Here is an 18,568-nt window from a genome sequence, read left to right as displayed (position 1 = left end):
TTCTCCGAAGTTTCTGAGGAGCACCTGCTGGTGCACATTGACCGGAAGATCGCCGATCTCGCCAGCGTTGGGGCCGAGATCCAAACGCTGTCAGATGAGAGAGCTCAGCTGACGACGCAACTTCTCGCCGCGCAACAACGTGCGCCCGCGGCTGAGGCTTCCTTGCTCACAGAGGCGGAACACGATGAGTTGACTGCACGTCATTTGGCCGTGGCTGGACTTCAAGACCGACTTGAAGCATTGGCCGATTCGATGGACAGAGGGCAGGAGTTGCAAACCGGCGCTGAGAATGCGGCGAGGGAGCTTGCCGAGACTGAAGCCGAGGATCGCGAGCAGCAAGCCGTCGCAGATGAGCTCACCAAGTTTGCGACCGAGCTTCGCACCATCACCCCGGGACCGCGTGAGTCACCGGACGAGGTTTGGACACGGCTACATAACCTCGCTTCGAGCCAACTGCAGGAGCTTGGCCAACACTCCCGGTCGTCGTCCGAAGCAAGGGCGCTTCTTGGACGGCTTCGGGCGGCAATCGCCCGCTCCGAAGGGTTCAAGGAGGCAGTCGCTGAGGCAGCCCGATCGAAACAACTGTGGGACCAGCGAATTAGGGAAGCCGACCGTCGACGCGAGGTTGCACGCTCCGTCCACGCAGCCGCATCGCGCAGTCGAACGGCGATCGTCCAGCGCGTCTTCACCCAGTCGCTCAATGACGTCTGGAGGGACGTCTTTTCGCGCTTGGCACCTGCCGAGCCCTTTGTTCCGAGCTTCGGGCCCCCAACTGCGACGCGCACCGCGCTTGAACTCCACTTAGAGACAATTCACAGAGCGGGTGGCACGGCCGGGACGCCGTCCATGATGCTCAGCACCGGCAACTTGAACACAGCTGCACTGTCGTTGTTCATCGCTCTCCATCTAGCAGTCGAACCGAAGTTCCCGTGTCTCGTTCTCGATGACCCTGTGCAGTCGATGGATGAGGTGCACATAGCGCAGTTCGCGGCACTCCTTCGTATCTTGGCGAAGCACCACGAACGACAATTGGTGCTGGCAGTTCACGAACGTGAGCTATTCGAATACCTTGCGCTCGAACTGAGCCCTGCCTTCGAGGGTGACGAGTTGATCACAGTGGAGCTGGGCTCGGACTCCGATGGCGAGCCTGTGCATCACTCAACTCGGCTGGCATGGGCTGAGGATGAGGCACTCGCTATCTGATCTGCCCGGTCACGGCATCTGAGCTCTCGCAGGTGACGAGGACCCGACCCAACAGCTAGCTAGATGTGGGTTCGCGTGAGGTTGTGTGCGCGTGATGCGGGTGGGCCGCCGACGGTTGTACAAGAAAATGGGCTAGGAGGCGATCCGAGTCACCGCTATCTTCCTAAGTCAGCCTGGGCTGGACGGTTCCCCTCGGCCTGCGTACGCCGGACGAATCGTTCTGCACTCAACGGAGAATGTGATGGCGAATTCTCTCTACCCGCCGAACGCGAGCGAACACGGTCGCCCGGACTTTCCCCGCTTGATCTTCTTGGACACCAATGTTGTTCAGAACCTCGCAACATTTGGCGAGTTCATCTACGACAATGATCTCTCGCCTGAGTCGGAGGAGAAGCTGAGCCGCTTGGGCCCGAGAACCGCCGACGACGTACACGCGTTGGCCGAACTCATGGACTTGGGCCGTCGCGGTGGACTGCCAATCGTCATTTCGCCCAGGACCCGCGACGAGCTTGCTGCCACACCAAATCCCGTTAAGCGCGTACGGCTTGATTTGTGGGGCGCTGATCTGGACCGCTATTCGTCTGGGCTCCTGGAGGCGTGTGCAGATGAACCGGAATCACGGAGACCGGTCGACACTGATGTCCTCACCGCACGCCAACGATGCTTCATGGCCGAGCTGCTGGCAGCGATGCCGGACGAAGGCGATCGCCAGTTGATGATCGACGCCCTACTGCTGCGCTGCGATGTGTTCCTCACGATGGACTACAAGTCGATCTGGCGAGTGAGGGATGACGTGGAGCGGTTCGGAATCCGAATCCTGCGCCCAGTCGAGCTCGTGGCCGAGATTCGCCCTCGGGCAGGCCTGATGCGCTAGCCGCGCCCTGGGGCGCGCATGCCTCGTCGGGCGAGGATGGATCTAGGGGCGCTCGGGCAAGGAGTGCCGCCGCGGCACTTCTTGAGCGGCAGGCTCATGAGCTAGAGCTCTGCGAGCGACGTGCCGCGCTGGCTGGAGTCCACACCGAAGCGGCAGCGTTGGGGTAGCGGATTTTGCCGCCAAGAGCGCAGGCGTCGGAGAACGCGATCTGTTCAGTCCCCACATGCGGGCTCGAAGCGCAGTGGCGCAGAGCGAAAGTCAAAATGTGGCTGCCGGGGTACAGCTCCGACTTGACGCGATCATCGATGTCGTAGCTCGCCATCCAGTAAGGGAATTCACTCCGCAGCAACTGCGCGATGTCCCTATGCCCTCCGAACGACATCTCATCCAGATACAGACCCGAAGAGCGCGTCAGATATGGCGGATCGACATACACGAATGTGCGTTGCCGTCGATCCTCGTCGGTGCCGGTGAGCAGGTCGATCGCCTCGCCTTCGAAGACTTCGATCTGGGAAGCGTGCTGGGCGATCTTGCGCAGTCGCTTGACAAGGTCGCTCTTGTTGAAGCGGCAGTCCAAGCGCCAAGGGCCGTCCTGGTGCAGCCCGCCAATTGGCCTTGCGCGCAAGATGCCCGACCGGTTGGTGCGGTTGAGGAAGAACGTCGCGAACCCAAGATCGAGGTCGTTCGCGGGCTCTGAGCTCGTCAACGTTCGGTATTGAGCATGCCAAGTGCTGAGATCCACCTGGCACTCGTTCACCCTCTCGATCAACTCGTCCGTGTCCGCAACAGCACAGCGCCAGAACGCTGCTACTGCGGGATCAGAGTCGCCGATGGCCACCGACGACACGCGGCCCTCGTAGAGCAGACGTAGCGCAACAGCTGCGCCCCCCGCGAAGGGTTCCATGTAGTGCTTGACATCAGGCAGGCCGCCGAGCACGTCTGCGACGAAATTCGCCAACAGCGATTTTCCACCCGGGTAGCGCAGCGGGCTCACGTGAGGCATTGCTGGGACCTAGGAGCTCGTGGCGAGGCGTAACGCGATGCGGTCGAAGTAGATGCCGTAGTTGTGGGCAGTGTTGATCAGGTCCGTTGGGGCGGGAAGGTAGTCAACGTTGTGGACATGCTGGTTGAAGTTCTTCGTGTGGTCACGGTCGTCCGGAGACTGCAGGCTGACCTTGACGCCGTGAAACACCTTGTCCTGTTGATCCTGAGGTGTTTGGACGCGCTCGATCACCCGTTCAATGTGATCATTCAGCGAGCCCTTCTTCTGCAGGTTCTCGTGTCGTCGACATTGCTCCGTGGTCATCTCGATCAGCAATCGCAAGAGGACCGCCACTGCGTTGGGCTTTTCGTGAACGTTGAGGTCGCAGAGTTCCTCTGAGATTCGCACGATCCGAGGCTTGTACGCATCCGGCAGCGGAGCCTCGAGAACGTTTGCCTGCTGCCGACGTGTCCGCTTCCGCCTTGTCGGCTCGGACTGTTCCTGTGATCCGCGGTGGCTTTCCTGCTCCTGATTATCGTCAGCGGGTTGTTCGCCTTCTGGTTCCTCTGATTCGCTGGCTTCCTCCGAAGGATCCTCCTGCGTCTCGGGTTCGCCCTCGTCGGTGGCATCGTCTGAACCGGCCAAGTGGTGCGCGTATGCGACACGCTGCTGAATCGACCGCAGATCGTTGACGTCTTTGCCGCCTGCGAGGTCCTTGACGGCGGCGATCAAGCGTCCATAGAGGACCGCGTCACTGGTGCCCGCTGTCGGCACCAGGTCGCTCTTCTTGAAGTCGTACCCCAAGATTGGGCGAACGTCCTTGGTTTGCACAAACCGGCCAAATGTCGTGATCTCGTGCTCCACGGTTTCGATCGCTTCATGGATCTCGATCGCATCGGTCGCAGTGCGGCTGCTCAACCAGGCCAATGCCGCTGCACCACGACCGCGCTGGTCGTTCCGCGGGCTGAAGCGGTGCTGTGCGATCGGCGGCCATTGCACGACCCCGGTTCCGTCGCGCTGGCCCGTGTGCATCCGTTCAAGCCACGGCTTTCCCTCCTCACGCGAATCCAAGATGGTGCATGGCAGTTTCTCGAACGATGCCAAGTCGACCTTGATCTCAGTTGTGAGTGGGCGCCAAGACGCAGGTGCGCACTCCGGTTGTGTGAGGAGCTTGATCGCAGCCAATCGTCGATTGCCATCGAGCACCACAAAGTGGCCATCCCCCGTTGCATAGACCAGAAAGCCGAGTCCAGGGTGAAGTCCGTTCTCGGCGATGTCTTCTGCGAGGTTCCTGAGATGCTGTGGTCTCACAGCGACGAGTCGCTCCAGGGCCGCGTCTTGGTTCTCTACCTCGCCGTGCCGTGGATTCTCGGCATCAAGCAGGAGCTTGTCGATCGGTATGTCATCCCGTTTCACGGCAAGTGAGAGTAGCGGCGACCATTGCGCGGACATCGCTGGATCACGGTCACTTGCACGCCGGGAGCCGATGCGCGTCAGCGGCCGTTCGTGACGCGGGTGGTGACGAGAGTTTGGGAGAGGCTGTCGTGCCAGGCGCGCCCGCGTCGATTCCAGATCGCCGAGAGATAGGTGAGGCAATACAAGGCGGCTGCGACGAGCGTCGCTATCAGCGGGCTGGCCCTCCAGATGAGTGTCAACCCAAGCAAACTTGCCGAGGCGGGCAATGCAGCGCGGACGAACGACGCCGCCACTCCCGGTTTGCGTCCGTCGCGCAAACGCACGACGTGTATTCCCTTCAGGCGCTTTCCTCGCGTCTGCCCAGTCGCCGATGTTGTCCAGGTTTCATACGCAGCGGTCAAGAACAGCGCCACGAACACGATGGCCAGCGGCGCAAGCAACCACCCGTATGGTTCGTATTCGTCGCCCGTGGCGAGACTGGCGTACGCCAAGCACCCCATGAGCGCAGTTGCGAACACCAGCACGAGTCCGGCGGGCACCAGGTCGATTGCGCGTGCCGCAGCCCGTTCCTTGAGCCTGACGAGCGGCACATTCTCACCTGAGCGGAGTGTGATCTCGGGCTGTTGCGGACCGAACCGGATGCGCCCCGCCATCTCGGCAACGGTAGCCCTCGATGCGTCGGCGAATGCCGACGATGCGCCCCGGTACCTCGGTACCGAGCCTGACGGTTCGATAGTGCTCAGCTGGGTCGAGGGGTGGGTCCCGGCCGACGCCGAGTGCTGGCGGCTGGGCGGTCGCACTCATCGATTGGGACGGGATCTTCGTGGCGTCGCAGATGTGGGACCTCGCGCACGCCGTGTGGCAGTTCGCGCCGGTGTGTGGCGATGCCGATCAGCGGGTGACGAACGCGTCCCCGAAAACCATGCCTGTCCATCCGTAGCCCGGCTCTACGGTGCGACCGGAGCTTGCATCGAGCTCGCAGCGGAGGGCACCCGCTTGGCGGTTCCCGACGTGTCGGATCCTGGAAAGACGTAACCCCGGCCGTTTGCCGAAGCAGGGACGGTTCCGAGGTGTTCGGAGTCACCTTAGACGCATGACCTCAGCGCCGCAACAGTCTGCCTACGGCCTCGACGTCGTCGTGGAGCGCCTCACCGTCGAGCGCATGGGGCCATATCTCGACTCCGCTGCAGGCGACCTTGCTGCTGCCCTGCGCCTGTACGACTGGAACAGCGCTGTGGCGGGTGCCATTCATGCAGATCTCGGCCGGCTTGAGGTCGTCTTCCGAAACGCTGTGGACAGAGCACTGAAAGACCTCGCCGCAGCGAGCGGCTGGAAACAGCCGTGGTTTGCCCAAGAACTGCTGTTTCGCGAGCGTCAGCGTGATGCCATCGACACTGCCGTGCAACGCGCGAGTCGCCGCCGCCGCGGTTCGCCAGCGCATGGCGCTGTCATCTCCGAACTCGGATTCGGGTTCTGGAGGTTTATCTGCGTCCCCGCCTATCTCACGGCCCTGTGGGTGCCAGCCCTCGCGTCGGCGTTCCCGTGCCACCCAGCCCAAGGTGACCCGCGCCGCATCCGTGCCGATGTCGAGCACCGAATGGAAGGGCTGCACTTGCTCCGCAACCGGATCGCCCATCACGAGCCGATCTTCCGCCGCAATCTTCGGCGTGATCACGCTCAGCTGCTGGAACTGATTGGATGGATGTGTGCCGACTGCCAGACATGGGTCGTCGCCGTCAGCCGCACCCTCAACACCATCGCCGAGCGAGATCGTCGTGCATCGGCCGACTCCTGACGAGGCTCGGGAAGCTCTAGACAGCGCGATCGCCGAGACCGGATTCACACGCGAGGAACTCGAGGCGCAGGCTCGCGCTGGTCGCTTCGAGACCGCGCTGGCGCATCAGACGTGGTTCTGCCTGCCTCCGCGACAGAGCCGCGCTTGAGTCCGTCGCACTCGGCGTCAGTGCACCTGGCCGGTGTGCTGAAGTGGGCGCTATGCCGACAAGTCGTCGCAGGAAGACTCAGATCGAGAGCTTCAGCGACGACAAGATCGTCATCCGAGCGGTGAGGCCGCAACCGTGACAGACGAGCCCGAAGCCCTGGCTGGCCGTGTCACTGAGTTCGTCAGGGTCGGTGACACGGTGCGGCGTCCTGCGACCGGGTCCTCAGCGTCGATGCGGCAGCTCCTGATCCATCTCGAGGAGGCCGGTTTCGGCGGCGCTCCCCGGTATCTCGGTACCGAGCCTGACGGGTCGATGGTGCTCAGCTGGGTCGAGGGGTGGGTGCCGGCCGATGTCGAGTGCTGGCGGCTGGGCGCAGGCGAGCTGGCCTCGGTGGGGGAGCTGCTGGGGTCCTATCACGACTGCGTCGCGGGGTTCGCTGCGGGCTCGGGCTTCGCCGAGGGCCCCCACGCGGTGGGGTCGGGGCAGGTGGTGTGCCACGGCGACGTCGCTGCGCGCAACACGGTGTTCGCCGGCGGGCGGGCGGTGGCGTTCATCGATTGGGACGGGATCTTCGTGGCGTCGCCGATGTGGGACCTCGCGCACGCCGTGTGGCAGTTCGCGCCGGTGTGCGGCGATGCGGATCGGTGGTTGGAGGGCTGGCCCGGCGTGCCTGATCGGTCGGCGCGCATAGCGGCGTTGGTGGGCGGCTACGGGCTGGGCGTCGGCAGGGCCGATGAGCTCGCCGACATGGTGGCCGAGGTGATCGCCGGCTGCAGGCGGGCGGTGGTGCGCAAGATCGCTGCAGGGATCCCGGCGTTCGTGCAGATGGAGCGCGAGGGGATCCTGGCCACGCTCGAGAGCCAGCACCGCGCCGCCGAACAGCTCCGCCCGCTCATCGCCGACGCCGCCGCTGCCGGCAGTGCCGAGTCACCCTCGGGCGGCGGGTGACTGAGGCTCCCCCAAAGGACGTAACCCCGGCCGTTTGCCGAAGCAGGGACGGTTCCGTGGCTTTGAGGGGCGACTCTACTGACGTGACGCCTCTCGCATTGGGCTGGGTCAGCGTGCCCGGCGAGATCTGCGGACTGCCCGCACTTCCTCGACGGCGATGTCGAGTGCTTCGTCCTCGGAAAGGTCTGGGTTGTTCGCGGCGCTTGCAGCGAGATCAGCACTGATGGCGGCAGCGTCGGCTGAGTAGAGCGCCCAAGCGGACTGTCGAGTGATGCCCAGGGCCGTGCCGATGGCTTCCCATGTCGCGCCCGCTTCGCGAGCCGCTGCGACCGTGTCGCGCTTGAGTTCGTCGCACTCGTCGATGGTGCGCACGAGTTCCCGCAGCGCGTCGATGGGCTGCGCCGGCAGGCGATCGTGAGCTAGAAGGCTCATGTTTGTCAGTTTAGCCTGACGGGAAGGGCCTGAAACCGTGGCACTACTGCTCGACACCCCGGCGACGTTACGTCTGGCGCCACTTCCCGCCAAATGAAAAAATGGGACCCCCAGCGGGGGTCCCGGCTGGACCTCGACAGAGATCCCTAGCAAAGCGGGTTCCACCGGAACCCGGACCAAAATGGTGCCCAACGGGCCAAGTTGACTCTAGCGCCGCGACAGCGCCCGGAGTGTTGCCGGTTGACGCGACAAAACAATTTTGCGTGTCATGCGGTTTCATCTACTTTTGACTCATCATGTGACGCGGTGAAAGCGGGAGCGACCATGGCGAGTACCGTTGAGCAAATGGAGTCCGACGCTGATACCGGGGCGACTGCTGAGACGGCCACGGTGCGCCTCGATGACGAGGACCGTGCGCTGCTCGACGAGCTCGCGTCCGAATTCGGCGGTCGCTCAGCAGCGATCAAGCAAGGACTGGTGATGCTCGCCGAAGAGCATCGCCGTCGACGTGCCCTGGCGGACTTCATGGCCGAGTGGGTAGCCGAATCGGGGCCGCCAGACCCCGACGGGGTGGCTGCGATGCACGAGCGCCATTTCAGCCAACGGTGATCCTCGACACCGGCGTGCTCGTCGCCTGAGAGCTGCACTGCTGCACCGAGGCCGAGATGCGACTGAGGTTCACGCTCCACGCACGACAGCAGATGGAACGGCGAGCGATTCCTTGGTCATGGGTAGAGCGAATCGTGGCGTCGCCGTCTCATCGCGTGCGGGACCCGGACGACAGCACAGTGGAGCGCTTCTATGGGCCAATACACGAGCGTGACGGCCGAGTGCTGCGTGCGGCGGTGAACACGTCGTCAGATCCGTGGCGAGTGGTTACGGTGTTCTTTGACCGCGGAATGCGAGGTGAGGCATGAAGCTGCGAATCGACAAGGAGGACGACGCGCTGTATTTCCATCTCGATGATTCTGCGATCGTCGACTCGCTCGAGGTCGCGCCCGGGGTGGTGTTGGACTTCAATGCAGCCGAACAGGTGGTCGGCATTGAGATGCTGAATGTGTCGGCCAGATCGCCAGATCTCAACCTCAACTCGCTCCAGTTCGAGACCGCGTAGCGGCAAGCTACGTCCACGCTGAGTCCACTTCGGATTCGGGCTGATGGCGCCCGGCGAGGGCCTCAGAATCCACAGTCCGGCAGGTCGAAGACCGTGGAATCTGGGACGTGCACAGGCGCATGCCGTCCGCAGTCGGCATCGGGGTAGCGCGTGTACTTGCGGCATCGCTCGCCGTCGCGTCGCAGCCTGCGGCACCGCACCTTCTCGCGTCTGCGCACGCGGTCAGCTTAAGGACGGCCGGATGGTCGGCGGCAGACTGGGCTGCCGAGGGGGCGCGTCATTTCGCAGGCTTTCGCTGTTGAGGAGATCATTGGTCACCCGGCTCCGCGGGTGTGGGCCGCGCTCACCGACTGGCCGAACGCTCACCGGTGGATGCCCGGGATCGACACGATCACCGCCGATGGGGACACCGCCGAGGGCACCCGGCTGACGTTCCGGGCTCGCGGCAAGGATCGCTCCAGCACCATCGTGCGATGCGTCGACGGGCAGTCGCTCGTGCTGCGCTCGGTTCAGGGCGGCGTGACTGCGGACTACACCTACGAGATCCACGGGCACGACGAGGGTTCGTCACGGGTCACGCTGACCGCCGACTGCCAGAGCACCGGCGTGCTGTGGCGGCCGATGTGGCCCCTGCTGCGCATCGCCATCCGAACCTCCGACGCCAAACAGCTCAGACTCCTCAAAGCCATGATCGAAGACGCCTGACCGCCGCACTGAGCGAGGCTGCCCGCCGGTGCCTCGGTGGCTAGACGCGGACCGTTCGGATGTCAGCCGATAGGCGAGCCAGGTCGCCTGGGTCGCTGGTGAGCACCGGCTGGCCTCGGCGCAGTGCACAAACGGCGACATGCGCGTCGACGGTGTCGGTGGTCTGCGTTGAAGCCAGCAGTACGCCGACTCGACGCGCATCGCTGGCATCTAACGGGACGATGTTGATCTCGGGTCTGCGCAGCAGCGCTGCGAGACGTGCCTGACGGCGTGGATTTCGCCATGCCTGGGCGACACAGCCAGCCGGGACCGTCAGCGTCGTACCGATAGCCCGCGCCTCTGCGACGAGCGCAACCATGGTGCGGGTCGCGCGTTCCCACGCGATGAGTGCCCCGGTGTCGATGACCACGCCGCTCAGGCAGCAGCCTCGCCCGACAGCACACGCCTCGCGGCGGCGCGTTCGTCGGGTGTGAGCGGCCCGCCGGTTTCGTCGAGCATCGTGGCCAGCAGCACGTCGAAGTCGGCATCGGCTGCGAGCTGGCACTTCACGGCATGTTCGACGTAGGCCGACACGTTCGGCGCGCCACCTTGGGCTACGAGCGCCTTCACCTGGTCAGCGATGTCGGCGTCGACAGTGATCGTGAGCCGGCTCTTCGTGGCTGTCATACCGATCATCTTACTCAGCGCACCAGAGTTGCTCGACACCCCAGCGACGCTAGGTCTGACGACTCTGGCCGCCAAACGAATAAATGGACCCCAGCGCGAGCCGGTTCGCCGGCGCCTCAGCTCAGTCGGCGGATTCCAGCGTGCGTTCGTAGAACTGGATGTAGAACGCGGCATCGGGCGCCGGTTCGATGTGGTGGCGGACGCCGGGCATGATCGGCACGCGTTCTCCCGCCGCTGCACGGACTCGCCGTGGGGTGTCGTCGACGAACAGCACCGATCCGTCGAGCACGACGAGTTCGGCCCATGTCGACGTCACATGAGACCTGATGAGTGCCGGGGGGACGTTGGCGGCGTCGAAGGCGGGCGTTCGGCGCGCCGGCGTGGCCCCGGCGGGAACCCGTGGACTGTCAGGCGTGATGAGCCGAAACTACGCGACCGGCCGTTCCCGCACTGCAGCCGCGTTTGCCTGCCGGAGCTGATGCGCCAACCGGACCGGTGCTGCTCGGTGGATAGCTTGCGCTGATGGGTACTGCACCGAGTCTTGACGGGCGCACATTTGCCGGTGTCTCGAATGATCCTGCGGGCGATGTGGGCTCGGAGACGCGCTTCGAGTACCACGAGGAATCCGACGGGGTCGTGTGGGCCCGCTATGAGGGCGGCACTGTGCGGCTCGGTCATCTCGTCGGGCGGCGCGACGGCGACGGCTTGGACTTCCGGTACTCGCACGTGACCACGAGCGGCACCACGGCCAACGGGCACTGCCGCAGCCGCATCGTCGTGTCAGATGACGGCTCGCTGGAGCTGCACGAGGAATGGGAATGGGAGAGCCAGCCCGGCAGCGGCACCAGCCTCGTCCGCGAGATCGATGACTGTGCAGTCGTCGGGGCCTGAGCCTGCGGCTGAGTCGGGGCTCACGATCCTCACCCGGCAGGGGCATCCCGACTACCTGGATCTGCCGTGGGACCGGCCGCTGGCGGAATGGCACGACGTCACCGAGCGGCTGATCCGGGTGCGGCGGGGGCTCAGCCGCCACGTCGTGCGCATGGTGCAGTACGACGGCCGGGTCTATGCCCTCAAGGAGACCGAGCAGGCGCAGGCCAAGCACGAGTACCGCGTGCTGCGCCACCTCGAGGACGAGCGGCTGCCAGCGGTGCGTGCCGTGGGCGTGGTGAGCGGGCGGCGCGGCGCCGACGGCTCGTTGCTGCAGTCGGTGCTCGTGACCCGCTTCTTGGACTTCGCCCTGCCGTACCAGTACCTGTTCCGCACCACCTCGCCGTCGCTGCTGCGCGACCGGCTCCTCGACGCGGCGGTGGTGCTGTTCACCAGGCTGCATCTCGAGGGCGTGTACTGGGGCGACATCTCGCTGGCGAACATCCTGTTCCGGCGTGATGCGGGCGCCCTGATGGCGTACCTGGTCGATGCCGAGACCGCCGAATGTCGTCCGGCTCTCAGCGATGCGCTGCGCCGACACGACCTCGAGCTCGGCGTCGAGAACATCACCGGCGGCCTGTACGACGCCATTGCCGGCGGGCTGCTGGAGGAAGATGTCGACCCGGTCGAGATCACCGACGACCTGCTCGATCGGTACCACCGGGTGTGGGCGGAGCTCACGCGCGAAGACGAGATCTCCGCCGACGAGCGGTGGCGCATCAACGAGCGGATCCAGCGCCTGAACGCGATGGGCTTCGACGTGGAGGAGCTGTCTGTGGTGCAGTCGTCCGACGGCTCGCGGCTGCGCATCCGGCCTGTCGTGGTGGAGGAGGGGCACGCCCATCTGCGCCTGCGCAAGCTGACCGGGCTGGAAGTGCAGGAGAACCAGGCCCGCACGCTGCTCAATGCGCTCGACGCCTACGGCCTGTCGCTCGAGCACGACGCCGGCGGACCGCTGCCCGAGGCAGTGAAGGCCTACCGCTGGCTGTCGGAGCGCTACGAACCGGTCATCGCCGCGATCCCGGCCCGGTACCGCGACCGGCTCGACGATGCCCAGCTCATCTACGAGTTCATCGAGCACCGCAACGAGCTCTCCCGAGCCGCCGGCCGGCAGGTCGAGAACCCCGAGGCCCTCGTCACGTTCGTCAACGACGTGCTCGAAGCGCTCCCCAAGGAGAAAGCCATCATCGACCAGGAAGACGACGCCGACCCCTACGACGCCTTCCTCCGCCGAACCGGCGAGACACGGAGCGTGTGAGGCGGCGGTCGCCGGCGGCCTGGTTCGCGCACGCGGGCGACGGCCACATCCTGGGCACCGGCGTGCCGACATAGACGAAAGTGGCTTCGGCGGAGCTGCTGGTCAGGGAGGGGTGGGGATGCGGCTGCCTCGGCTGGTGTGCAGCCAGTTCATGCCGTCGCGGACGTACTCGCCGGCGGCGTTTCGCTGGGGGCTGTAGTCCCACCAGTCGATGCCGGCGGCGTGTGCCGCGGCGCTCACTACCCGCCGGGAGCGTTGCGACGCCAGGACTTGATCGCGCAGCGCGGCGCTGTCCCAGCGCTCAGCGGTTTCCGCAGCGAACGCTGCGACCAGATCGGCATGGGCAGGATCAGCCGCCAGGTTGTTGCGCTCGAGCGGATCGTCGACCAGGTCGTACAGCAGGGCCGGGTCGCCCTCGCAGTGGATCCACTTGTGGCGCCCCCGGCGGATCATGAACATCGGCTGGGTGGTCAGCACCGCCGTGTACTCGCCGAGCGCCTCGCCGTCGCCCTCGCCACCGGCGCCGCTGCCACCACCGCCCGACGCCAGCTCCCACAGGCTGCGCCCCGCCGGCGGCGTGCTCATCTCGGGCCAGCCGTCACTGCCCCCGTCGGTCGCAATGTCGAGCAGCGTCGGCAGCAGGTCGACCAGCGAGCACACATCGGGCACGGCACGGTTGGCCACGCCCGGCCCGGCCATCACGAACGGCACCCGCGCGGCCCGCTCGAAGAAGCACATCTTGAAGAACGTGCCGCGGTCGCCCAGCATGTCGCCGTGGTCGCTGATGGCGATCACGACGGTGTCGTCGGTGCGGCCCGTCTGGTCCAGCACCTCCACCAGGCGCCCGACCCACGAGTCGAAATAGCTGGTGTTGGCGTAGTAGCCGTGGCGGGCGTTGCGGCACTGCTCCTCGGTGAAGCCGACGCCGTCGGCCCCGATGCCCTGGCGCAGCCGCCGGGTGTGCGCATCGACGGCGTCGGGAGCGATCGGGTCGGGCAGGTCGATGCTGTCGTGGTCGTACAGATCCCACCACTGCGGCCGAGCCTCGTAGGGATCGTGGGGATGGGTGAACGAGGCCACCACGAAGAACGGCCGCTCGTCGGGGGCACGGGCCAGGTCATAGAGGTGCCGCACCGCAGCGAACCCGACTTCCTCGTCGAAATCGTGCTGGTAGTTGGTGACCACCGGGCCCGCTTCGGACAGGGTGGCCATGGTGTACCAGTCGCTCGGCGGCCCCGACGCCGCATCCCAGTCGGGCGTGAGCGCAAAGCCCGAGGGGTAGATGTCGGTGGTGAGGCGCTGCTCGAAGCCATGGAGCTGGTCGGGACCGATGAAGTGCATCTTGCCCGACAGCGTCGTGCGGTAGCCCAGCAGTCGCAGGTAGTGCGTCAGCGTCGGCACAGACGCCGCGAACTCAGCGCCGTTGTCCCACGCTCCGATCGACGCCGGCAGCTGGCCCGACAGCATCGAGAACCGTGACGGCGCGCACAGCGGGAAGTTGCAGTACGCCGCATCGAAGCGCACGCCGCGCTCGACGAGCGCATCCAGCGCCGGGGTCTGCACCACCGGATGGCCGTACGCACCGGTGAAGTGGGGCGCCAGCTGATCCGCCATCACGACGAGGATGTTCGGGCGTCGTCCCGAGCGCGTCACCGAGCGGAACCTACACCCAGCCTCGGCACCGGTTGGATCAGTCGAAGTCGGCCGGGGTCGGTGGCCTGACCAGTGCGTCGATCGCCGTCCACAGTGTGCGCGACACCGGGTCGAACAGCACTGGCACCACCACGCCGACGGGTGCTGCGATTGCCAGCAGCAAGCCGCGGCTGACGTCTGTGCCCCAGACGAGCATGGCCACCACGACGGTCAGGATCACGGCGGTTGCGGACACGACCGTGTTCACCGCCACGGCGCCCAGCCAGTGACCTTCCATGCGCTCGAACTTCAGGCCGCAGCTCGGGCACCGCTCTCGCATGGCAAACAGCCCCCAGCGTCGAAACAGGCCGCGACCCCCGCACGACGGGCAAGCCAGCGTCAATCCGCGCCACAAAACGCGCACCCCCGCAGTCTGCCCGCCCGACATTGCGCCGCCGCAGCAGGCGCTCGCCTACCGCAATCAGCGGCAGTTGTCAGCTCGCCGGAAATTCACTTCTTGGAGGGCGACCTCACCGGCTAGTCAAACGCCATGAAGGAATTCGACACGACCGAACCATCACGAGATACGGGCTCGACCCACCGAGTCGCCGGCATCGGCGGTCGTCCGGGCACGAGGCGGTGTGGCTACGCTTGTGGTCACAAACCAGCTCAACGGTGCGGGAGGCGGCTCAGATGAGGTCAGTCGGGGTGCGGGAGTTCCGCGACCATGCGACGAAGCTGATCGGCTCCGGCGAGACGCTCGTCATCGAGAAGCACGGCGAGCCGGTCGGCTTCTTCGTCCCGATTGTCGCCAAGGACCGGCGCGCAGGGGCGCAAGCACTCGAGCGCTTGGACGTTCTGGTCACCGAAGTGCTCGAAGAGCGGGGTTTGAGCGAGGACGAATTGGTGTCTGAGATCGTCGGTGCCGGCGACGGCAGCGACTGGAGAATCCAGCTGCAGACCGCTCGGGTGAGCGACGACCCGTCAGCGGGGGTGGTCTATTCGACCGCGCACTGGGTCCCCCAACCCGATGAGGCTCGTCGTTGACACCAGCGTTCTCGTCGGCGAACTGCTGCGGGAGGCCGGACGGGAGCGCCTGCGTGACAACCGCCTCGACCTGTTTCTCCCCGAACGCATGTGGCAGGAGACGCAGTGGATGCTTCCTGCCCGAATAGAGCGATTCGGCGAGCAGCACGGGCTCGCGCCGACGACACAGCGTGACCTGGTGACGGCTTGCCTGGAGGCGGTCATGGGGAACGTCGACATCGTCGCCGAGCCGATCTACTTGGCACGTGAAGACGAGGCGCGGGCCCGTTCGTTGCGCGACCCAGACGATTGGCCTGTCGTGGCGTGCGCGTTGTCGCTCGGCGCCGGAGTGTGGACCAACGACAACGACTTTCTGGGCACCGGTGTGCCGACGTGGACGACCGCAACACTCGACCTCTGGCTGCAACGAGCAGATCCAGCCGACGAGACCTAGCGCCCCGCTCAGCGTGCGGCGCGCAGGCGCAGGCGTGACGCGGCGGCGTACAGCAGCCAGCCGAGGCACCAGACCGTCACTGCCACCAGCAGAACCGTCTCTCCACGAGCGTCTAATCCGGGGGCGTAGAACGGCTCGACGAAGTACTGGGAGATGAAGCCGCCCCTATACGGCGTCTGACCGGCGAGGCGCCAGAGATCTTGCTCCCAGACCGTCAGCGGGCACGGCAACCCGGGCAGGTTGATCGCAGCGATCGGCGCCAGCGCAGCCAGGTACCAGCGCATCAACCGGGGGCTGCGCGCAGCCAGCGGTGCGCCCACCACGATGAAGACGGCCAGCAGCCCGTGGGCAAGCGCCACAGCGGCCGCCAGCAATGATGCGACCACACCGCCACGCTACGCCCGCCGAAGGGCCTAGGGCGCGAGCAGCCGGCGAGTCGATGTGACGCTGCCGCTGCGGGGGTCAGTTGGCGTTGCCGGTGTGGCGGTGGGCGTTGAGGTCGCTCAGGCTTGCCCACTCGAGAGTGCGGGCGTGGGTCGACTCCAGCACCACGGGGGGAGCGACGCCCGCCTCGAGCGCTTCGGTCCAGCGAGAGGCGCACAGGCACCACTGGTCGCCCGGTCGCAGCCCGTCGAAGCCCGTGGCCGGCTGCGGCGTCGACAGGTCGTTGCCGGCCGACTTGGAGAACTCCAGGAACTCTGCGGTCATCACCGCGCACACTGTGTGGACGCCGAAGTCGCCCGAGTCGGTGTTGCAGCAGCCGTCACGGAACCAGCCGGTGAGCGGGTCATAGGAGCACGGCTGCAGTTCGTCTCCGAGAACGTTCTGGGCCACGCATCCCAGTCTCTCAGGTCGCCGCCACCGTCGAACGAGCAGCCGACCAGCGTGCGCCGTCCAGCCGTCGACCCTCACCGGAAGGGATTCGGGAGCAACCGCGCAATACTCGCTACGCCATGAAGCGAACCCTGACCGTCGCAGCGGCAGCGGCTGCGCTGATGCTGCTGGCAGGCACTTCCGCAGCATGCAGCGCCGCAACCGACGCACCCGGTGAGGGAAGCACGACCGCGACGACCGGCTCTGCGCCCGCTGAGCGCGAGGACGAGACGGCAGATGCCGCAGTTCCGGCCACCACCTCGGCGCCGGTTTCGTCAACAACCTTGGCGACGCAGCCGCCGAGCACTACCGCACTCGCGGAACCGGACGGCGGCGACGGCCTTGTGACCGAGATCGAGGGCCGCTGGGAAGGCACTGCCGACGTACCAGGGCTGGGAACCCTGCCCTTTGCGATCGACCTGCATGTCGTCGACGACGGCCTCGGCGGCACCATCGATGTCCAGGGCAATATCGGACTGCCGCTGAGCGAGCTCGTGCTGGAGGGAACGCGCTTGCGCTTTGAGCTGAAGTCGCCGCTCGGGCTCATCAAGTGGGATGGCGAGCTGCGTGACGGAGTGATCGAGGGCGAATTCACCCAGCTCAGCAATACGGGACCCTTCCGATTGCACCGTCATGGGGCCGAGCCGGACTTTGCCGCAGAGTCCGACCCAGACTATGGCCACCGCTCCGAGGAAGTGACCTTCGCCAATGGTGCCTTCGTCCTGGCCGGCGAGGTTGCCCTGCCTGACGGCGACGGTCCCCACCCTGCAGTCGTCCTCATCAACGGCAGCGGCGACCTGGACCGCGACGTGACCATCGGGCAGTTCCGGCTCTTCGCCGATCTCGCCGGTCACCTCGCGCAGGCGGGCATCGCCTCGCTGCGCTGGGACGACCGGGGCGTGGGCGGCTCGGATGGCTATGGCCCGCACACCACCCTCGAAGATCGGGCAGGTGACGTCGAGGCCGCAGTCGAGCTGCTGCGCACGCACCCCGACATTGACGCCGATCGGATCGGCCTCATCGGTCACAGCGAAGGAGGCTTTATCGCCCCAATCGTGGCCAACCGCTCCCACAGCATCGCGTTCGTGGCGCTTCTGGCGGGCTCCGCCGTGCCGGGTGACGAGCTGCTGCGGATGCAGCTGCCTCGTATTTTGAGGGTAGCGGGCACACCGCCGGACGAGATCGCTCGCCAACAAGCTCACCAGGAACTGATCTTGCAGGCGATCCTGAGAGGTGAAGGCTGGGGCGAGGCAGAGATGTCCGCTCGGGAAGCGGTCCGTCGAGAACTCGAAGCCATGTCCGAGGAGCAACGCGAGTCGATCCCTGATGAGGAGGCATTTCTGGACATCTCTGTCGAGCAGCAGCTGTCCCCGCTGCGTAGCCGCTACTTCCGATCCTTGGTCACCCACGACCCCCGGCCAGACCTCGTCGAGCTCGAAGTGCCGGTGCTCGCGCTGTTCGGCGAGCTCGACACCCAAGTGCCGCCCGCAGCCAACGCAGCAGCACTGTCCGAGGCGATCGCAGCATCTGCCATTCCGAGCTATGCCATCGGCACCGTCACCGGCGCCAACCACCTCTTCCAAGCGGCGGTCACCGGCAGCCCCGACGAGTACACCGAACTTGCGCCCGAATTCGCCCCAGAGTTCCTGCAGCTCCTCACCGACTGGCTCACCGCACAGACCAAGGCCTGATCCGCTAGCCGATCGGCTTCAAGCCATCGCGTCGGGTTAAGGACCAGAGTGAAGGACCTCTCTGGGTTCCGACCTCGCCAACGATGTCATCCCAGTGCCGCTCAATGAGTGCAGCCATCTGGGACTTGTCCATGTTCTTGGTGCTGGTGAGAAACACTGCTCTGACGGCCGACCGGACCAGGTGATCGCGCTCGTTCTTGTCGCGACGGATCCGCTTGTCTCGCGTGATGAAGATCAGGTCTCGGCTGCTCGCGCCGAGCGCGTCGAGCAGATCCGGGTCCTTGGCGGACACCGGAATCTCCGGAATCGCAGGGTGGCCGACCCAATACACAAGTCCCGGGCGGAGCGCGTCGAGCTCGTGCGCGACGCCCAGGATGTTCTCGTCAATGAAGACTCCGCTGAACGTGCCGCCTTGCGCCAT

26 protein-coding genes are annotated in these 18,568 nt (G+C 65.7%); 13 read left to right on the top strand and 13 right to left on the bottom strand.

The window, feature by feature from the left end; genetic code table 11:
- Positions 1 to 30: 30 nt before the first annotated feature.
- Both ACOQPE_RS03230 and ACOQPE_RS03225 read left to right on the top strand, forming a co-directional pair.
- Positions 31 to 1,203, top strand: a complete 1,173-nt coding sequence (locus ACOQPE_RS03230) for a hypothetical protein (protein WP_420610483.1) — start codon at positions 31 to 33, stop codon at positions 1,201 to 1,203.
- Positions 1,204 to 1,444: 241 nt separating this feature from the next.
- Positions 1,445 to 2,077: a hypothetical protein gene (locus ACOQPE_RS03225; protein ID WP_420610482.1), complete on the top strand. Its 633-nt coding sequence runs from the start codon at positions 1,445 to 1,447 to the stop codon at positions 2,075 to 2,077.
- Between the two features lie 94 nt (positions 2,078 to 2,171).
- Here ACOQPE_RS03225 and ACOQPE_RS03220 read toward each other — a convergent pair whose 3' ends face one another.
- The 3 genes from ACOQPE_RS03220 to ACOQPE_RS03210 form a co-directional block, all read right to left on the bottom strand.
- Positions 2,172 to 3,080 carry a DNA adenine methylase gene (locus ACOQPE_RS03220; protein ID WP_420610481.1) on the bottom strand — a complete coding sequence of 303 codons (909 nt, stop codon included), beginning with the start codon at positions 3,078 to 3,080 and terminating at the stop codon, positions 2,172 to 2,174.
- A gap of 9 nt (positions 3,081 to 3,089) precedes the next feature.
- Complete coding sequence (locus ACOQPE_RS03215) at positions 3,090 to 4,475, bottom strand: hypothetical protein (RefSeq protein ID WP_420610480.1); 1,386 nt, start codon at positions 4,473 to 4,475, stop codon at positions 3,090 to 3,092.
- 77 nt (positions 4,476 to 4,552) lie between these two features.
- On the bottom strand, positions 4,553 to 5,128 hold the full coding sequence (locus ACOQPE_RS03210; RefSeq protein WP_420610479.1) for an RDD family protein: 576 nt from the start codon (positions 5,126 to 5,128) through the stop codon (positions 4,553 to 4,555).
- A gap of 440 nt (positions 5,129 to 5,568) precedes the next feature.
- On the opposite strand from ACOQPE_RS03210, the gene ACOQPE_RS03205 reads away from it, so the two are divergent.
- Both ACOQPE_RS03205 and ACOQPE_RS03200 read left to right on the top strand, forming a co-directional pair.
- Entirely contained in the window at positions 5,569 to 6,270 is a 702-nt protein-coding gene (locus ACOQPE_RS03205) for a hypothetical protein (protein WP_420610478.1), read from the top strand.
- 283 nt (positions 6,271 to 6,553) lie between these two features.
- Positions 6,554 to 7,366, top strand: a complete 813-nt coding sequence (locus tag ACOQPE_RS03200) for a phosphotransferase (protein ID WP_420610477.1) — start codon at positions 6,554 to 6,556, stop codon at positions 7,364 to 7,366.
- A gap of 108 nt (positions 7,367 to 7,474) precedes the next feature.
- On the opposite strand, the gene ACOQPE_RS03195 is transcribed toward ACOQPE_RS03200, so the two are convergent.
- On the bottom strand, positions 7,475 to 7,798 hold the full coding sequence (locus ACOQPE_RS03195; RefSeq protein WP_420610476.1) for a hypothetical protein: 324 nt from the start codon (positions 7,796 to 7,798) through the stop codon (positions 7,475 to 7,477).
- Between the two features lie 345 nt (positions 7,799 to 8,143).
- On the opposite strand from ACOQPE_RS03195, the gene ACOQPE_RS03190 reads away from it, so the two are divergent.
- Genes ACOQPE_RS03190 through ACOQPE_RS03180 form a run of 3 tightly spaced genes read left to right on the top strand, consistent with a single transcriptional unit; the run spans position 8,144 to position 8,912 of the window.
- On the top strand, positions 8,144 to 8,407 hold the full coding sequence (locus tag ACOQPE_RS03190; protein WP_420610475.1) for a hypothetical protein: 264 nt from the start codon (positions 8,144 to 8,146) through the stop codon (positions 8,405 to 8,407).
- Positions 8,408 to 8,463: 56 nt separating this feature from the next.
- Positions 8,464 to 8,715, top strand: coding sequence for a DUF4258 domain-containing protein (locus ACOQPE_RS03185; protein ID WP_420610474.1), 252 nt, complete (start codon positions 8,464 to 8,466; stop codon positions 8,713 to 8,715).
- Positions 8,712 to 8,912: a DUF2283 domain-containing protein gene (locus ACOQPE_RS03180; protein WP_420610473.1), complete on the top strand. Its 201-nt coding sequence runs from the start codon at positions 8,712 to 8,714 to the stop codon at positions 8,910 to 8,912. Before ACOQPE_RS03185 ends, ACOQPE_RS03180 begins: the two co-directional genes overlap by 4 nt.
- A gap of 62 nt (positions 8,913 to 8,974) precedes the next feature.
- On the opposite strand, the gene ACOQPE_RS03175 is transcribed toward ACOQPE_RS03180, so the two are convergent.
- Entirely contained in the window at positions 8,975 to 9,130 is a 156-nt protein-coding gene (locus ACOQPE_RS03175; protein WP_420610472.1) for a hypothetical protein, read from the bottom strand.
- Positions 9,131 to 9,173: 43 nt separating this feature from the next.
- Here ACOQPE_RS03175 and ACOQPE_RS03170 point away from each other — a divergent pair, with 43 nt between their 5' ends.
- Complete coding sequence (locus ACOQPE_RS03170; protein ID WP_420611345.1) at positions 9,174 to 9,617, top strand: SRPBCC family protein; 444 nt, start codon at positions 9,174 to 9,176, stop codon at positions 9,615 to 9,617.
- Positions 9,618 to 9,657: 40 nt separating this feature from the next.
- Here the strand turns inward: ACOQPE_RS03170 and ACOQPE_RS03165 are convergent, their stop codons facing one another.
- The 3 genes from ACOQPE_RS03165 to ACOQPE_RS03155 all read right to left on the bottom strand — a co-directional run bounded on the left by ACOQPE_RS03165 (position 9,658) and on the right by ACOQPE_RS03155 (position 10,701).
- A complete protein-coding gene (locus ACOQPE_RS03165; RefSeq protein ID WP_419916647.1) occupies positions 9,658 to 10,026 on the bottom strand; it encodes a PIN domain-containing protein in 369 nt (122 codons plus the stop codon).
- A 5-nt stretch (positions 10,027 to 10,031) separates the two neighbouring features.
- Positions 10,032 to 10,283 carry a hypothetical protein gene (locus ACOQPE_RS03160; protein ID WP_419916646.1) on the bottom strand — a complete coding sequence of 84 codons (252 nt, stop codon included), beginning with the start codon at positions 10,281 to 10,283 and terminating at the stop codon, positions 10,032 to 10,034.
- A gap of 121 nt (positions 10,284 to 10,404) precedes the next feature.
- Complete coding sequence (locus ACOQPE_RS03155; protein ID WP_420611344.1) at positions 10,405 to 10,701, bottom strand: DUF1971 domain-containing protein; 297 nt, start codon at positions 10,699 to 10,701, stop codon at positions 10,405 to 10,407.
- Positions 10,702 to 10,805: 104 nt separating this feature from the next.
- Between ACOQPE_RS03155 and ACOQPE_RS03150 the strand changes: the two genes are divergently transcribed.
- Both ACOQPE_RS03150 and ACOQPE_RS03145 read left to right on the top strand, forming a co-directional pair.
- Positions 10,806 to 11,174 (top strand): hypothetical protein, encoded by a 369-nt coding sequence (locus tag ACOQPE_RS03150; protein ID WP_420610471.1) that lies wholly within the window; start codon positions 10,806 to 10,808, stop codon positions 11,172 to 11,174.
- Positions 11,149 to 12,471 (top strand): DUF4032 domain-containing protein, encoded by a 1,323-nt coding sequence (locus tag ACOQPE_RS03145; protein ID WP_420610470.1) that lies wholly within the window; start codon positions 11,149 to 11,151, stop codon positions 12,469 to 12,471. Before ACOQPE_RS03150 ends, ACOQPE_RS03145 begins: the two co-directional genes overlap by 26 nt.
- A gap of 102 nt (positions 12,472 to 12,573) precedes the next feature.
- Here the strand turns inward: ACOQPE_RS03145 and betC are convergent, their stop codons facing one another.
- Together betC and ACOQPE_RS03135 are read right to left on the bottom strand one after the other, a co-directional pair.
- Positions 12,574 to 14,124, bottom strand: a complete 1,551-nt coding sequence (gene betC, locus ACOQPE_RS03140) for a choline-sulfatase (protein WP_420610469.1) — start codon at positions 14,122 to 14,124, stop codon at positions 12,574 to 12,576.
- Positions 14,125 to 14,161: 37 nt separating this feature from the next.
- Positions 14,162 to 14,443: a DUF983 domain-containing protein gene (locus tag ACOQPE_RS03135; RefSeq protein WP_420610468.1), complete on the bottom strand. Its 282-nt coding sequence runs from the start codon at positions 14,441 to 14,443 to the stop codon at positions 14,162 to 14,164.
- A gap of 353 nt (positions 14,444 to 14,796) precedes the next feature.
- Here ACOQPE_RS03135 and ACOQPE_RS03130 point away from each other — a divergent pair, with 353 nt between their 5' ends.
- Both ACOQPE_RS03130 and ACOQPE_RS03125 read left to right on the top strand, forming a co-directional pair.
- Positions 14,797 to 15,150, top strand: coding sequence for a type II toxin-antitoxin system Phd/YefM family antitoxin (locus ACOQPE_RS03130; RefSeq protein WP_420610467.1), 354 nt, complete (start codon positions 14,797 to 14,799; stop codon positions 15,148 to 15,150).
- Complete coding sequence (locus tag ACOQPE_RS03125) at positions 15,134 to 15,583, top strand: PIN domain-containing protein (protein ID WP_420610466.1); 450 nt, start codon at positions 15,134 to 15,136, stop codon at positions 15,581 to 15,583. The genes ACOQPE_RS03130 and ACOQPE_RS03125 overlap by 17 nt, the downstream gene beginning before the upstream one ends.
- 8 nt (positions 15,584 to 15,591) lie before the next feature.
- On the opposite strand, the gene ACOQPE_RS03120 is transcribed toward ACOQPE_RS03125, so the two are convergent.
- Both ACOQPE_RS03120 and ACOQPE_RS03115 read right to left on the bottom strand, forming a co-directional pair.
- Positions 15,592 to 15,969 (bottom strand): DUF2784 family protein, encoded by a 378-nt coding sequence (locus ACOQPE_RS03120; RefSeq protein ID WP_420610465.1) that lies wholly within the window; start codon positions 15,967 to 15,969, stop codon positions 15,592 to 15,594.
- 76 nt (positions 15,970 to 16,045) lie between these two features.
- Positions 16,046 to 16,417, bottom strand: coding sequence for a DUF2237 family protein (locus ACOQPE_RS03115; protein ID WP_420610464.1), 372 nt, complete (start codon positions 16,415 to 16,417; stop codon positions 16,046 to 16,048).
- A 119-nt stretch (positions 16,418 to 16,536) separates the two neighbouring features.
- Here ACOQPE_RS03115 and ACOQPE_RS03110 point away from each other — a divergent pair, with 119 nt between their 5' ends.
- Positions 16,537 to 18,147 (top strand): serine aminopeptidase domain-containing protein, encoded by a 1,611-nt coding sequence (locus ACOQPE_RS03110; RefSeq protein WP_420610463.1) that lies wholly within the window; start codon positions 16,537 to 16,539, stop codon positions 18,145 to 18,147.
- Positions 18,148 to 18,151: 4 nt separating this feature from the next.
- On the opposite strand, the gene ACOQPE_RS03105 is transcribed toward ACOQPE_RS03110, so the two are convergent.
- Entirely contained in the window at positions 18,152 to 18,568 is a 417-nt protein-coding gene (locus ACOQPE_RS03105; RefSeq protein WP_420610462.1) for a hypothetical protein, read from the bottom strand.

This window comes from Candidatus Poriferisodalis sp. (genome assembly GCF_965219595.1).
GTDB lineage: Bacteria > Actinomycetota > Acidimicrobiia > Acidimicrobiales > Poriferisodalaceae > Poriferisodalis.
Note: the sequence above shows the minus strand (reverse complement) of the source record. Positions and strands in the feature narration are given on the sequence as shown.

Coding starts and splice junctions, on each gene's coding strand:
- ACOQPE_RS03225 (WP_420610482.1), top strand. CDS start 1,445: ATGGCGAATTCTCTCTACCCGCCGAACGCGAGCGAACACGGTCGCCCG.
- ACOQPE_RS03220 (WP_420610481.1), bottom strand. CDS start 3,080: ATGCCTCACGTGAGCCCGCTGCGCTACCCGGGTGGAAAATCGCTGTTG.
- ACOQPE_RS03210 (WP_420610479.1), bottom strand. CDS start 5,128: ATGGCGGGGCGCATCCGGTTCGGTCCGCAACAGCCCGAGATCACACTC.
- ACOQPE_RS03205 (WP_420610478.1), top strand. CDS start 5,569: ATGACCTCAGCGCCGCAACAGTCTGCCTACGGCCTCGACGTCGTCGTG.
- ACOQPE_RS03195 (WP_420610476.1), bottom strand. CDS start 7,798: ATGAGCCTTCTAGCTCACGATCGCCTGCCGGCGCAGCCCATCGACGCG.
- ACOQPE_RS03190 (WP_420610475.1), top strand. CDS start 8,144: ATGGAGTCCGACGCTGATACCGGGGCGACTGCTGAGACGGCCACGGTG.
- ACOQPE_RS03185 (WP_420610474.1), top strand. CDS start 8,464: ATGCGACTGAGGTTCACGCTCCACGCACGACAGCAGATGGAACGGCGA.
- ACOQPE_RS03180 (WP_420610473.1), top strand. CDS start 8,712: ATGAAGCTGCGAATCGACAAGGAGGACGACGCGCTGTATTTCCATCTC.
- ACOQPE_RS03160 (WP_419916646.1), bottom strand. CDS start 10,283: ATGACAGCCACGAAGAGCCGGCTCACGATCACTGTCGACGCCGACATC.
- ACOQPE_RS03150 (WP_420610471.1), top strand. CDS start 10,806: ATGGGTACTGCACCGAGTCTTGACGGGCGCACATTTGCCGGTGTCTCG.
- ACOQPE_RS03145 (WP_420610470.1), top strand. CDS start 11,149: ATGACTGTGCAGTCGTCGGGGCCTGAGCCTGCGGCTGAGTCGGGGCTC.
- ACOQPE_RS03135 (WP_420610468.1), bottom strand. CDS start 14,443: ATGCGAGAGCGGTGCCCGAGCTGCGGCCTGAAGTTCGAGCGCATGGAA.
- ACOQPE_RS03130 (WP_420610467.1), top strand. CDS start 14,797: ATGAGGTCAGTCGGGGTGCGGGAGTTCCGCGACCATGCGACGAAGCTG.
- ACOQPE_RS03125 (WP_420610466.1), top strand. CDS start 15,134: ATGAGGCTCGTCGTTGACACCAGCGTTCTCGTCGGCGAACTGCTGCGG.
- ACOQPE_RS03110 (WP_420610463.1), top strand. CDS start 16,537: ATGAAGCGAACCCTGACCGTCGCAGCGGCAGCGGCTGCGCTGATGCTG.
- ACOQPE_RS03105 (WP_420610462.1), bottom strand. CDS start 18,568: ATGGCGCAAGGCGGCACGTTCAGCGGAGTCTTCATTGACGAGAACATC.